The 13,841-nt window shown below is 53.2% G+C and carries 12 protein-coding genes; 10 read left to right on the top strand and 2 right to left on the bottom strand.

Translation table 11 applies throughout. The features are described from left to right. Position 1 precedes the first annotated feature (1 nt). Positions 2-2,596: a Fe/S-dependent 2-methylisocitrate dehydratase AcnD gene (gene acnD, locus ACN0UH_RS11800; RefSeq protein WP_417662217.1), complete on the top strand. Its 2,595-nt coding sequence runs from the start codon at positions 2-4 to the stop codon at positions 2,594-2,596. A gap of 77 nt (positions 2,597-2,673) precedes the next feature. Beyond that, positions 2,674-3,855 carry a 2-methylaconitate cis-trans isomerase PrpF gene (gene prpF / locus ACN0UH_RS11795; RefSeq protein ID WP_417662216.1) on the top strand — a complete coding sequence of 394 codons (1,182 nt, stop codon included), beginning with the start codon at positions 2,674-2,676 and terminating at the stop codon, positions 3,853-3,855. A gap of 66 nt (positions 3,856-3,921) precedes the next feature. Here prpF and ACN0UH_RS11790 read toward each other — a convergent pair whose 3' ends face one another. Next, the gene (locus ACN0UH_RS11790) at positions 3,922-4,740 is read right to left on the bottom strand and encodes a pyruvate, water dikinase regulatory protein (protein WP_087516732.1); all 819 of its coding nucleotides are present in this window, start codon (positions 4,738-4,740) and stop codon (positions 3,922-3,924) included. A 177-nt stretch (positions 4,741-4,917) separates the two neighbouring features. Here ACN0UH_RS11790 and ppsA point away from each other — a divergent pair, with 177 nt between their 5' ends. From ppsA to ACN0UH_RS11750, 8 genes are all read left to right on the top strand, one after another. After that, entirely contained in the window at positions 4,918-7,290 is a 2,373-nt protein-coding gene (gene ppsA, locus ACN0UH_RS11785) for a phosphoenolpyruvate synthase (protein WP_417662215.1), read from the top strand. A gap of 66 nt (positions 7,291-7,356) precedes the next feature. Continuing rightward, entirely contained in the window at positions 7,357-8,367 is a 1,011-nt protein-coding gene (locus ACN0UH_RS11780; protein WP_417662214.1) for an alpha/beta fold hydrolase, read from the top strand. 203 nt (positions 8,368-8,570) lie between these two features. Beyond that, complete coding sequence (gene rraA, locus ACN0UH_RS11775) at positions 8,571-9,056, top strand: ribonuclease E activity regulator RraA (protein WP_417662213.1); 486 nt, start codon at positions 8,571-8,573, stop codon at positions 9,054-9,056. A gap of 65 nt (positions 9,057-9,121) precedes the next feature. Further along, positions 9,122-10,117 (top strand): zinc transporter ZntB, encoded by a 996-nt coding sequence (locus ACN0UH_RS11770; RefSeq protein WP_417662212.1) that lies wholly within the window; start codon positions 9,122-9,124, stop codon positions 10,115-10,117. Between the two features lie 56 nt (positions 10,118-10,173). Then, complete coding sequence (locus tag ACN0UH_RS11765) at positions 10,174-10,422, top strand: CrfX protein (protein WP_417662211.1); 249 nt, start codon at positions 10,174-10,176, stop codon at positions 10,420-10,422. Beyond that, positions 10,423-11,253, top strand: a complete 831-nt coding sequence (locus tag ACN0UH_RS11760; RefSeq protein ID WP_417662210.1) for a mechanosensitive ion channel family protein — start codon at positions 10,423-10,425, stop codon at positions 11,251-11,253. An 81-nt stretch (positions 11,254-11,334) separates the two neighbouring features. Then, a complete protein-coding gene (sigX, locus tag ACN0UH_RS11755) occupies positions 11,335-11,925 on the top strand; it encodes an RNA polymerase sigma factor SigX (protein WP_417662209.1) in 591 nt (196 codons plus the stop codon). Positions 11,926-12,034: 109 nt separating this feature from the next. Further along, positions 12,035-13,000 carry an OmpA family protein gene (locus tag ACN0UH_RS11750; RefSeq protein ID WP_417662208.1) on the top strand — a complete coding sequence of 322 codons (966 nt, stop codon included), beginning with the start codon at positions 12,035-12,037 and terminating at the stop codon, positions 12,998-13,000. Positions 13,001-13,092: 92 nt separating this feature from the next. Here the strand turns inward: ACN0UH_RS11750 and cobA are convergent, their stop codons facing one another. Next, on the bottom strand, positions 13,093-13,830 hold the full coding sequence (gene cobA / locus ACN0UH_RS11745; RefSeq protein ID WP_417662207.1) for a uroporphyrinogen-III C-methyltransferase: 738 nt from the start codon (positions 13,828-13,830) through the stop codon (positions 13,093-13,095). Positions 13,831-13,841 lie beyond the last annotated feature (11 nt).

The raw sequence follows: 13,841 nt of genomic DNA, 5'->3' as shown, positions 1-13,841 counted from the left end.
GATGAATACCGACTATCGCAAGCCCTTGCCCGGCACGCAGCTGGACTATTTCGACACCCGCGCCGCGGTTGAGGACATTAAGCCCGGAGCCTACGACAAGCTGCCGTACACCTCCCGTGTATTGGCTGAGAACCTGGTTCGCCGTTGTGAGCCATCAATGCGGACTGCTGCGCTGACGCAAATCATTGAGCGCAAGCGCGACCTGGACTTTCCATGGTTTCCGGCGCGTGTTGTCTGTCACGACATTCTGGGGCAGACCGCGCTGGTCGATCTTGCAGGCTTGCGCGACGCAATCGCTGAAAAGGGCGGTGATCCATCGAAAGTTAACCCGGTCGTGCCGACGCAACTGATTGTTGATCACTCGTTGGCTGTGGAGCATGGCGGTTTTGAGGCGGATGCTTTTGAAAAGAACCGTGCAATAGAAGATCGTCGCAACGAAGACCGCTTTCACTTTATCAACTGGACCAAGAAGGCCTTTAAAAACGTTGATGTGATACCGCCCGGCAACGGCATCATGCATCAGATCAACTTGGAGCGGATGTCGCCGGTGGTTCACGCTCGTGACGGTGTTGCATTCCCGGATACCTTGGTTGGGACTGATAGCCACACGCCGCATGTTGATGCGCTGGGCGTAATCGCCATTGGTGTGGGCGGTCTTGAGGCTGAAAGCGTGATGCTTGGCCGTGCTTCCTATATGCGTTTGCCAGACATTATCGGCGTTGAAATGACTGGCAAGCGCCAGCCTGGGATCACGGCGACAGATATCGTATTAGCTATTACCGAGTTTCTGCGCAAAGAGAAGGTCGTTTCTTCCTATCTGGAGTTTTTCGGTGCAGGGGCCAATGCCCTGACCCTTGGCGACCGTGCAACTATCTCCAATATGACGCCTGAGTTTGGCGCGACTGCGGCCATGTTTTATATCGATGGGCAAACCATTGATTACCTGACATTGACCGGGCGCGATAGCGAGCAGGTCAAGCTGGTTGAGAACTTCGCCAAAACCACAGGTTTGTGGGCTGATACCCTGACTAATGCCGAATACGAGCGCGTGCTGACATTCGACTTGTCGACTGTGGTGCGCAATATCGCTGGGCCATCTAATCCGCACCGTCGAGTGCCCACTTCCGAATTGGCTGCCCAAGGTATTAGCGGCGTTGTCGAGAACGAGGAAGGGTTGATGCCGGATGGCGCGGTGATTATCGCTGCGATCACCAGCTGCACCAATACCAGTAACCCACGTAACGTGATTGCCGCCGGTTTGATCGCGCGAAACGCGAACGCGCGTGGTCTTACGCGCAAGCCTTGGGTGAAAACCTCACTGGCGCCAGGTTCCAAGGCCGTTCAGCTGTATCTAGAAGAAGGCAAATTATTACCCGAACTTGAAAAGCTGGGCTTTGGCATTGTTGGCTTTGCCTGCACCACCTGCAACGGTATGAGCGGTGCGCTGGACCCTGCTATTCAAAAAGAAGTGATTGATCGCGACTTGTACGCAACGGCGGTGCTATCAGGCAACCGTAACTTCGATGGGCGGATTCATCCGTACGCCAAACAAGCCTTCTTGGCATCACCGCCGCTGGTGGTTGCTTATGCGATTGCCGGTACTATTCGTTTTGATATCGAAAAAGATGTGCTGGGCATCGACAAAGACGGCCAGCCAGTAACCTTGAAAGATATTTGGCCGTCGGATGAAGAAATTGACGCAGTGGTCAAGGCCAGCGTTAAGCCTGAGCAGTTTAATCAGGTCTATATCCCGATGTTTGCCATCGAAGAAGACACCGGGCCTAAGGTCAGTCCACTGTATGAGTGGCGGCCACAAAGCACCTATATTCGTCGCCCTCCGTATTGGGAAGGCGCACTGGCGGGTGAGCGTTCGCTTACCGCAATGCGCCCTTTGGCAGTGCTGCCAGATAACATCACCACTGATCACCTGTCGCCATCCAACGCCATTATGCTCAACAGCGCTGCTGGCGAGTACTTGGCGAAAATGGGCTTGCCTGAGGAGGACTTCAACTCCTACGCAACCCACCGTGGAGATCACCTGACTGCGCAGCGTGCAACCTTCGCCAACCCTAAGTTGATCAATGAAATGGTCACGGAAAACGGTGTGGTTAAACAAGGGTCTCTGGCGCGAATAGAGCCTGAAGGCACTGTCACGCGTATGTGGGAAGCGATTGAGACCTACATGCAGCGCAAGCAGCCACTGATCATTATTGCTGGCGCTGACTACGGCCAAGGCTCTTCTCGTGACTGGGCAGCAAAAGGCGTACGCCTGGCAGGCGTTGAGGCTATTGCAGCTGAAGGATTCGAGCGCATTCACCGGACCAATCTTGTTGGCATGGGCGTACTGCCGCTGGAGTTCCAGCCTGGCGTAACGCGCCATACGCTGGGGATTGATGGCACTGAAACCTATGATGTGATTGGTCAGCGCACGCCGCGCGCAACCTTGACCTTGGTGATCAACCGTAAAAACGGTGAGCGCTTGGAGGTGCCGGTGATTTGCCGTCTGGATACCGCAGAAGAGGTCTCGATTTATGAGGCTGGCGGCGTATTGCAGCGTTTTGCTCAGGATTTTCTTGAGTCCAGCGGTGCGGTGTAACCCACTTTAAATTTCCCTCGGCAGCGCTGATAGGCAGCTTAGAGCAGCGTCGCCGAGGTTAATCAGGACGTATCCACATGGCTCACGCTCCCCAGATAAAAGTAGCCGCGACCTATTATCGCGGTGGTACCAGTAAAGGTGTGTTTTTTGCGCTTAATGATTTACCCATTGAGGCACAAGCCCCGGGCGCCGCACGCGATGCATTGCTGCTCAGGGTAGTTGGTAGTCCAGATCCTTATGGCAAGCAGATTGACGGCATGGGCGGAGCGACCTCAAGTACCAGCAAGACCGTTATCGTGTCTAAGAGTAAGCAGCCTGAACATGATGTTGATTATTTGTTCGGCCAGGTTTCAATCGATAAGCCTTTCGTTGACTGGAGTGGCAACTGCGGCAATTTATCGTCGGCTGTCGGTCCGTTTGCGATTCGCAGCGGCATGCTTGACCCCGATCGCGTACCTGAAAATGGTATCGCTATTGTGCGTATCTGGCAGGCCAATATAAGTAAAAGCATTATTGCCCATGTGCCCATTACCAATGGCGAAGTGCAGGAAACCGGTGACTTCGAACTTGATGGTGTGACCTTTCCTGCCGCGGAGGTAAAACTTGAGTTTGTCGATCCCGCGGCGGAGGAAGAGGGTGCTAGTGGCTCGATGTTCCCGACGGGAAACCTGGTCGATGATTTGGATGTTCCCGGCGTGGGTGTATTGCAGGCAACCATGATCAATGCAGGTATTCCGACGATTTTCATTAATGCCCAAGACATCGGTTTTACTGGCAGCGAGTTGCAGGATGCGATCAATAGCGACGCTAAAATACTGGCCATGTTTGAACGCATACGAGCGCATGGCGCCGTGCATATGGGGTTGATAAAACACGCCGATGAAGCGGCTAAACGTCAGCACACACCTAAGGTAGCCTTTGTGTCTGCGCCGGTCGATTACATAAGCTCCAGCGGCAAAGCGGTCGCTGCTGAAGATGTCGACTTGCTGGTCAGGGCGATGTCCATGGGTAAGTTGCATCACGCGATGATGGGGACCGCTGCGGTCGCAATTGGCACTGCAGCGGCAATTCCCGGCACCTTGGTCAACCTTGCGGCCGGTGGTGGTGAGCGGGTTAGCGTCCGTTTCGGGCATCCATCAGGGACCTTGGTCGTCGGCGCCGAAGCGAAACAGGTTGACGGGCAATGGTCGGTCGCCAAGGCGATTATGAGTCGCAGTGCGCGGGTATTGATGGAAGGTTGGGTTCGAGTGCCGGGCTAGAGATGCGTATTGGCCAGGGCATCCCGGCTAATGCCGGGAGCAACCCGAGGTGGCGCGGCGGACTATTTACTTGAGACGCCGCTCAACACCTTTTTCAACGAGGATCTTTGCTGAAATTTCCTCAACCGAGAAATGTGTTGAATTGATGTAATTGATGTTCTCGCGGCGGAACAGGTTTTCAACCTCGCGCACCTCAAATTCACACTGAGCGAAGCTTGCATAACGGCTGTTTGGCTTACGCTCGTTGCGAATGGCAGTGAGGCGATCAGGGTCAATGGTCAGGCCAAACAGCTTTTCTTTGTATTTTTTCAGCGCATTGGGCAGTTGCAGGCTTTCCATGTCGTCTTCGGTCAACGGGTAGTTGGCTGCCCGAATACCGTATTGCATGGCCATGTACAGACAGGTTGGGGTTTTACCGCAGCGGGAGACGCCCACCAGTATTAAATCTGCTTTGTCATAATAATGTGTACGTGCGCCGTCATCATTATCCAGGGCAAAGTTGACCGCCTCGATACGCTCCATGTAGTTGGAGTTGTGGCCGATAGAGTGCGATTTGCCGACAGAATAGGACGAGTGCGAACTGAGCTCTTGCTCCAGCGGCGCTAGGAACGACGAGAAGATGTCGATCATGAAACCTTCGGACTCAGCGAGAATGTCGCGGATATCACCGTTGACAATGGTGTCGAAGATAATCGGGCGTACGCCGTCTTTTATCGCGGCTTGGTTGATTTGTAGTACCATTGCGCGCGCTTTTTCTGCGCTATCAATGTACGGTCGCGTTAGCTTGGTGAAGGTGATAGTTTCAAACTGCGCCAACAAGCTTTGACCCAGGGTCTCGGCAGTAATGCCGGTGCCGTCAGAGATAAAAAATGCTGTCCGTTTCATTTGCGCTGTGGGCCTTAAGCTGAGAACGTTTTTTGGCTATCATAGGCCCCGACTTGCAGGCCATTAGTCGTTTGCATTGTTACTTATTTTCCAGGGCCAGGCCACAGTCACGCGGGTTACCCCGTGAACTTCCCCAGCCCCTTGAGCTTTTCCAACACCAGAACTGGAGAGATCACCTTGGTAGAGTACGTAGTTTCCCTCGATAAGCTCGGCGCACACGATGTTGAGCACGTAGGGGGCAAGAACGCCTCCCTTGGCGAGATGATCAGCAACCTTGCCGGCGCTGGCGTTTCGGTTCCCGGTGGTTTTGCCACGACCGCCCAAGCCTATCGTGACTTCCTCGAGCTCAGCGGTCTGAATGCTCAGATACACGCTGCGCTTGACGCCTTGGATGTCGATGACATCGCAGCGTTGTCGAAGACTGGCGCGCAAATTCGTCAGTGGATCATGGAAGCCGAGTTCCCCGAGCAGCTTAATAGCGAGATTCGCACTGCGTTCGCGGCAATGGCTAATGGTAATGAGAACATGGCTGTCGCGGTACGTTCCTCAGCTACCGCTGAAGACCTGCCAGACGCCTCGTTTGCCGGTCAGCAAGAAACCTTCCTGAACATTCGTGGTGTCGAAAACGTCATCCGTGCGGCTAAAGAAGTTTTTGCCTCGTTGTTCAACGACCGCGCCATCGCTTACCGCGTACACCAAGGCTTTGACCACAAACTGGTCGCCTTGTCTGCCGGTGTGCAGCGCATGGTTCGCTCTGAAACCGGTACCGCCGGGGTTATGTTTACCCTTGATACCGAGTCGGGTTTCCGCGATGTGGTGTTTATCACGGGGGCTTATGGCCTCGGTGAGACCGTGGTTCAGGGCGCGGTCAATCCTGACGAGTTCTATGTTCACAAAAACACCCTCGAAGCAGGTCGTCCGGCAATTCTGCGCCGCAATCTGGGTAGCAAAGCCATCAAGATGATCTACGGTGACGAAGCCAAAGCGGGTAAGTCGGTCAAGGTTATTGATGTTGATCGCGCTGATCGTGCGCGTTTCTGCCTGAGCGATGCTGAAGTAACCGAGTTGGCCAAGCAGGCGATGATCATCGAGAAACACTACCAGCGTCCGATGGACATTGAGTGGGCTAAAGACGGTGATGACGGCCAGTTGTATATTGTTCAGGCGCGTCCGGAAACGGTAAAAAGCCGCGCCAGCGGTAACGTCATGGAGCGTTACCTGCTGAAAGAAACCGGTACCGTACTGGTTGAAGGTCGTGCTATCGGTCAAAAGATCGGTGCGGGTCGTGTGCGGGTCATTAAAGATGTGAGCGAAATGGACAAAGTCCAGCCCGGTGACGTGCTGGTGTCTGATATGACCGACCCGGATTGGGAGCCGGTTATGAAGCGTGCAAGCGCTATCGTCACCAACCGTGGTGGCCGTACTTGCCACGCCGCGATTATCGCGCGTGAACTGGGTATCCCGGCTGTTGTCGGTTGTGGCAATGCAACTGAGTTGCTGCAAGACGGCCAAGGCGTGACGGTTTCCTGTGCGGAAGGTGATACCGGCTTCATCTTTGAAGGCGAGCTAGGCTTCGACGTGCGTCAGAATTCGGTCGATGCGATGCCAGATCTGCCGTTCAAAATCATGATGAACGTCGGTAACCCGGATCGTGCATTTGATTTTGCCCAACTGCCGAACGCCGGTATTGGCTTGGCGCGTCTTGAGTTCATCATCAATCGCATGATCGGTGTGCACCCTAAAGCACTGCTCAACTTTGACGGCTTGCCAGCTGATATCAAAGACAGCGTTGAAAAGCGTATTGCCGGTTACGACGACCCAGTTGGTTTCTATGTAGAGAAGCTGGTTGAGGGCATCAGCACCTTGGCTGCTGCTTTCTGGCCAAAGAAAGTCATCGTGCGTTTGTCCGACTTCAAGTCGAACGAATACGCGAATCTGATCGGCGGCAAGCTGTACGAGCCAGAAGAAGAAAACCCGATGCTGGGTTTCCGTGGTGCTTCGCGTTATATCAGCGAAAACTTTCGTGATTGCTTCGAGCTTGAATGCCGTGCGCTGAAGAAGGTCCGCAATGAGATGGGGCTGACCAACGTCGAAATCATGGTGCCTTTCGTGCGCACCCTGGGTGAGGCGAGCCAAGTGGTTGACTTGCTGGCGCAGAATGGCTTGAAACGTGGCGAAGATGGCTTGAAGGTCATCATGATGTGCGAACTGCCTTCCAATGCGATTCTGGCTGAAGAGTTCCTTGAGTTCTTCGACGGTTTCTCCATCGGTTCGAACGACTTGACCCAGCTGACGCTGGGCCTCGATCGCGACTCTGGTATTGTTGCGCACCTGTTTGACGAGCGTAATCCGGCGGTTAAAAAGCTGCTATCGAACGCGATTCAAGCGTGCAACAAGGCCGGCAAGTACATCGGTATCTGTGGCCAAGGCCCATCGGATCACCCGGACTTGGCGCGCTGGTTGATGGAGCAGGGCATTGAAAGCGTTTCATTGAACCCTGATTCGGTGCTTGAAACCTGGTTCTTCCTTGCTGAAGGTCAGCAAGTCTGATCCGTCGCTAACCCTTCAAAAATCAGGGTGGGACATGGTCCCACCCTTTTTTGTGTCAGAGATAAAATGCAAAGCAGCAGTGAGTTATTTCCAGTCGCCTTGATCAGTGCCGAGTTGCGCGGTGATTTGAGTGAAGATCTGTATCGCCTGAAGCCCGGCAATAGTCCCGATTCGAGTGTAGAGTTGGTTGTGACGCGGCTTGGCCGTTCAGATCACGAGCTGCGTCGTGGCGTGCCGGTGATTTTATTGCATGGCAGCTTTTCAAATAGACGGTTTTGGTATTCGCCTAAGTGCATCGGGCTTGGGCCGTACCTGGCTCGTGCAGGTTTTGATGTGTGGATTGTTGAGATGCGCGGTCATGGGCTTTCGCCGCGCAATCAGAATTACACATTCAACCGGGTTAGCGATTACGCCCGTTACGATTTGCCTGCAATTACCCAGTTTGTATATGAGCAAAACCCACAGCCGGTTCACTGGCTGGGGCACTCGCTAGGCGGTACCACGCTCGCTGCGGCGCTGGGTGGTCATTACCTTGATGTGTCGAAGATTGCTTCAGTGGCTTTGTTTGGAAGTCAGATCAGTCGTAATTACTGGCCGCTGAAAATTCCGCCATTAGTATGGGGGGCAAAGACGCTGCTTAAACGGTTTCGCGTGCTTTCTGGCTCTCGATTAAAGCGTGGCCCGGAAGACGAACCAATAGGTTTAGTCCTGGAAGCATTGCGTTGGCATGGTTTGTTTGGCCGTTTTGGCGAGGGGCAGGACGATTGGTGGGCTGGCTTGGCAAAGGTGCAGTTACCGGTTTTTGCGGTCAGCGCACAAGGCGATAAGCAAGACCCGGTATGGGCATGTCAGAAGCTCTATGATCAGTTTGCTTCTAGCCGTAAAGAGTTTCTCTGCCTGGGCAAGGCGCAAGGTTTTAGCAGTGATTATGGCCACATTGAAATGCTGGTCAGTAAGCCTGCGCAAACAGAGGTATGGCCAATTATTAAGCAATGGTTGGATTGCGGTTACAGTGCAGAGAGCAGTGTGAAGTTGGAGTCTGGGCAGGGTGATCCATCGTCAGTGCTGACTGGTTAAGCCACTGACTTGGGCTGTAACCATCTGACTAGACGGTTTTGGGCGTGGCTTGATGTCCTTGACTGGGGTAGGCTGGGTGATGAATCAGCTGCGTCCAGTCCGCTATTCAGGCTTGAATGGCAGCCGCAGCAGTTGAATTAACAGCCTGCTGTGCCTACGGTTGCCGGCTGATAGCGATTTCTTAAGGGTATAGGAGCTTTCTCATGCATTACATCACTCCAGACTTGTGTGACGCGTACCCCGAGGTCGAGGTTGTCGAACCGATGTTCAGTAATTTCGGCGGCCATGACTCGTTCGGCGGCGAGATCGTGACGGTTAAATGCTTTGAAGACAACTCGGTGGTCAAGGAGCAGGTCGATCAGCCCGGTAAAGGCAAAGTCATGGTCGTCGATGGTGGCGCCTCAATGCGCCGCGCCTTACTTGGCGACATGCTCGCTGAAAAAGCGGCCAAAAACGGCTGGGAAGGCATCATCATTTATGGCTGCGTACGTGATGTTGACGTACTCGCCCAAACGGCCTTGGGTATCCAGGCGCTGGCCAGTCATCCAATGAAGACTGACAAGCGCGGCATTGGCGATCTCAATGTGCCGGTAACCTTTGCTGGAGTGACTTTCCGCCCGGGTGAATTCGTATATGCCGACAATAACGGGATCATTGTTTCGCCAACTGCGTTGCAAATACCTGAGTAAGCTCAAGGGCTGGGTCCGGCGTCAATGGATGGCGCCGCTATATCGGTTTTCTAAGGGAGTGGTGCATGCTTGAGCAAGACAATCAGCAGTGGGGCTTAGTCCATGCCTATGTGCTGGACGGCGCAGGTGGTGGGCGGCCAGTGGCTCATGTCGAACTGGCCGACTTGGTTTTGGCCGAGTCTGAAAGTCTGTGGTTGCACTGGGATCGGAGTCACCCGGAAACGCAGAACTGGTTGCGCAAAGAAAGCGGACTCAATGAGTTCGTATGTGACTTGCTCCTGGAAGAAAATACCCGGCCACGTTTCTTGCAACTGCCCGAAAGCAAAATTCTACTGTTTCTGCGTGGGGTCAACTTGAATCCGGGTGCAGAACCGGAAGATATGGTTTCGTTGCGTATTTATGCTTCTGCTAAGCGTGCCATCAGCCTGCGCCTGCGCCCTTTGCGGGCAGTTGAGGAATTGCTTGCCGATCTTCGCTCAGGTTCAGGGCCTAAGACTTCATCAGAGCTTATTTTGGCGCTTGCTGATCATATGACCGACAAGATCGAGTCGCTTGTGAGCGATTTTGCCGAAGGCATCGATGCGCAAGAAGAGCAGATTGATAACGATCCAAGTTTTGAGCCTGATCACGACACCTTGCTGCAAATGCGCCGCCGTGCTGCTGGATTACGCCGTTTCCTGGCGCCCCAGCGCGAGGTTTATGCGCAGCTCACTCGCAATCAGCAGCCATGGTTCGTCAGTGATGACGCCGACTACTGGAACGAACTCAACAACCGTCTGACGCGTTACATCGAAGAGTTGGATTTAACCCGCGAGCGGGTTGGCTTGGTGTTAGAGGCTGAAGATCGCCGCCTTGATGTTAAAATGAACCGCATCATGTACCGCTTCGGCATTATCACTGGGGTGTTCTTGCCGATGAGCTTCCTCACAGGCTTGTTGGGGATTAATGTTGGCGGCATTCCTGGCTCCGAGAACCCTTACGGTTTCGTCGTCGCTTGCTCGATCATGCTGGTGCTGGCGGTGGTTCAATGGTTGCTGTTTCGTCGACTGCGCTGGGTGTGATGTGACCTGCTTTGTTGTGCCTGCGTCCAAATCAGCACATCTACAGAGGTGCGTGAATGCACGATCCATTTGAACAATCACTACGCGACTTGCTGAATTCGCAGCCGTCATCTGATCACGATGATGATGCAGCGCTCAGTCGCGTACTGAAAACGGCTAATCGCCAAGTGGGTGCGGGGGATATGTTCGCACTCATGGGGCATTGGGTTGAGGCGTTGATGATTGCCCTGAACAAGGGCTCGGCACACGTATCCCCAGTTTCGCGCCACAAAACAACTGCTCGAACTACTGATAAGGCTGACTAAATGGAACTCGATCCTTGGACTCAAAGCCTGGTAGCGGCGATGACCGCGCTGTGGACTAAAGTCGCTGGTTTTATTCCAAATCTGTTTGTCGCGTTAATTCTGGTGCTGCTTGGCTTTGTGTTGGCCAAGCTGCTTGATACGTTGATCTCTAAATTGCTTGGCAAGGTTGGCCTTGATCGCCTGATGGCGGGCACTGGCTTGACCAAACTGCTGAGCCGTGCAGGCTTTCAGGTGCCGGTTTCGACCCTTATCGGGCGTATTGTCTACTGGTTTATTCTGCTTATCTTTATGGTTTCAGCAGCGGAATCCTTAGGTTTAGAGCGGGTTTCCGCAACCCTTGATGTACTGGCGCTGTATCTGCCAAAAGTATTTGGCGCTGCGTTGGTGCTGGTTGTAGGTGTACTGCTGGCGCACCTGGTTAGCGGTATCGTCCGTGGTGCGGCCGACAGCGTTGGGCTTGAGTACGCTCATGGCGTTGCGCGTATTGCCCAAGGCTTGGTCATTATCATTAGTATTTCTGTGGCGATTGGCCAGCTTGAGGTGAAAACCGAGCTGCTCAATTACGTCATTGCAATCGTTCTGATCACCATTGGTCTGGCCGTCGCCTTGGCGCTCGGTTTGGGCAGTCGTGAGATTGCCGGGCAGATCCTTGCTGGTATTTATGTGCGTGAGTTATATCAGGTTGGGCAACATGTCCAGGTTGGTGATGTCGAAGGTCAGATTGAGGAAATTGGCACGGTGAAGACTATCGTCCTAACCGATGCCGGGAACCTTGTCTCAGTGGCGAATCGTATCCTGCTTGAGCAGCGGGTGAGCAGCCGCGAAACCTAAACTCTGCTAATCTACGTCGCCCTCCAGCAGGCTGTTCGCAGCTGATGGTGGCTTTTGACCTGACTGTCGGCCCGACTCGATTTGAATAAAGCCCAATCGTTACCTATGCGTTATAACCCCCTGGAGCTCTCTGATGAGGAGCTTGTGGTGCGCGCGCATAGTGAGTTGTTCCACATCACGCGGGCTTATGAAGAGCTCATGCGTCGTTACCAGCGCACATTATTTAACGTTTGTGCGCGTTATTTAGGGAACGAACGTGATGCGGATGATGTCTGTCAAGAAGTGATGCTCAAAGTTCTTTACGGTTTAAAGAACTTTGAGGGCAAGTCTAAGTTTAAGACTTGGCTCTACAGCATTACTTATAATGAATGTATTACCCAGTACCGCAAAGAACGACGTAAGCGTCGCTTGATGGATGCATTAAGTCTCGATCCTTTGGAAGAGGCGTCAGAAGAAAAGACGCCGAAAGTAGAAGAGCGAGGCGGGTTGGACCGATGGTTGGTACATGTAAATCCGATTGACCGTGAAATTTTAGTGCTACGCTTTGTCGCAGAGCTAGAGTTTCAAGAGATAGCGGATATTATGCATATGGGCCTTAGTGCAACGAAAATGCGTTACAAAAGGGCTCTAGATAAATTGCGTGAGAAATTTGCGGGCGTCGCCGAAAGTTAGTTCGGATGCAAATGTTCTTTGGCATAAAGGCAAGTTCTGATAAACTTGCCGTAGTTCTACGCGTCTACCTGTGCGTAGCACAATCAATCACCAAGATGGGGATTTACGGATGAAACTGAAAAACACCTTAGGCGCAGTCATTGGCTCCTTTGTCGCTGCTTCTTCCATGGGCGTGATGGCTCAAGGTCAAGGCGCAGTCGAGGTGGAAGGCTTTGTTAACGAATACTTCACTGACTCGACTCGTAATTTTGCACACGATGAAGGCAGTCAGTATGGCGGCTCCATTGGTTACTTCCTGACCAAGGATGTCGAACTGGCTCTTGCTTATGGCGAATACCATAGCCTGAACGGTGACAAAGCCTCCGGTAACAAAGACATTAAGGGCAACATGACTGACCTTAAAGCTTTGTACCACTTTGGTGAGCCTGGCCCAGGCCTGCGTCCATATGTTTCTGGCGGCTTTGCCCACCAGAGCATCAGCAACGTAGATTCTGGTGGTCGTGACCACTCCACTTTCGCCACTGCTGGCGCTGGTGCTAAGTACTACTTCACTGAAATGCTCTATGCCCGTGCTGGCGTAGACGCTCTGTACAACATCGACCAAGGCGACACTGAGTGGCAAGCTGGTGTTGGTGTGGGTCTGAACTTCGGTGGTTCGAAGCCAGTTGTTGCTGCAGCTGTAGTTGAGCCAGAGCCGGCTCCAGTTGTTGAAGAGCCAGCTGAAATCGTTCGCGTTGAATTGGACGTCAAGTTCGATTTCGACAAGACTCAGGTTAAAGAAGAAAGCTACGGCGATATCAAAAACCTGGCTGACTTCATGAACCAATACCCACAAACTTCTACTACTGTAGAAGGTCACACTGACTCCGTTGGTACTGACGCTTACAACCAGACTCTGTCTGAGAAGCGTGCTGACGCAGTTCGTGACGTACTGGTTAACCAGTACGGTGTTGGCGGCGAGCGTGTAAACTCTGTTGGTTACGGCGAGTCGCAGCCAGTTGCGGATAACGCATCTGCTGAAGGCCGTGCTATCAACCGTCGCGTTGAAGCTGCTGTAGAAGCTGAAGCCCAGTAATTGGCTTAAAGCTGAAATGAAAACCCGGCCTAGGCCGGGTTTTTCTTTGCCTGCAAATTGTGTAGTGGCTAATCGCTCATTATTGCGCGCAACTAAGCAGTCAACCGATCGAGTTGCACCGCGCTGTCGCATACCACCTCGCCAATTATCAGTATTGCCGGGCTTTTAAGTTTAAATTCTCGCGCATCATCCAGCAGGTTTGTTAGTGTGCTGCGTTGTTCCCGCTGCTCAGGCAGGGATGCGTTTTCAATCATCGCGACTGGCATCTCGGCGCGCATGCCCGCATCAATTAGTTGCTGGCGAATATCCGCGAGCTTGGCCACACCCATATACACCACCAATGTCATGCCCGAATCGGCCAACCCTTGCCAGTTCAAGCTGCTGCCATCTTGAGTGTGAGCGGTGACTAGGCTAACCCCGCGGGCGACGCCTCGCAGCGTTAAAGGGATTGTGCAGTTAGTCGCGCCAGCCAAACCTGCAGTAATGCCGTTGACTATTTCGGCCGTTACACCATGGGCGCGCAGCCAGTTATATTCCTCAGTGCCACGGCCAAAGATGCAAGGGTCGCCGCCTTTAAGGCGAACTACGCATTTTCCTTGCCGCGCATAGCGCAGCATTAGCCGTTGGATGAAGTCTTGCGGAGTGGAGCGGCAACCGCCACGTTTGCCAACCGCAATCACTCGAGCTTGCGGGCAGTGCTCAAGGATTATTGGGTTTACCAGGTCGTCAATCATCACCACATCAGCTTCACCCAAAGCTCGAACGGCTTTAAGTGTCAGCAACTCTGGGTCTCCGGGGCCTGCGCCAACTAGCCAAACTTTATTGCTCATATGAACCTCAA

The organism is Pseudomonas sp., assembly GCF_048265905.1.
Classification (GTDB): Bacteria; Pseudomonadota; Gammaproteobacteria; order Pseudomonadales; family Pseudomonadaceae; genus Aquipseudomonas.
This window is presented reverse-complemented; position numbering and strand designations above follow the sequence as displayed.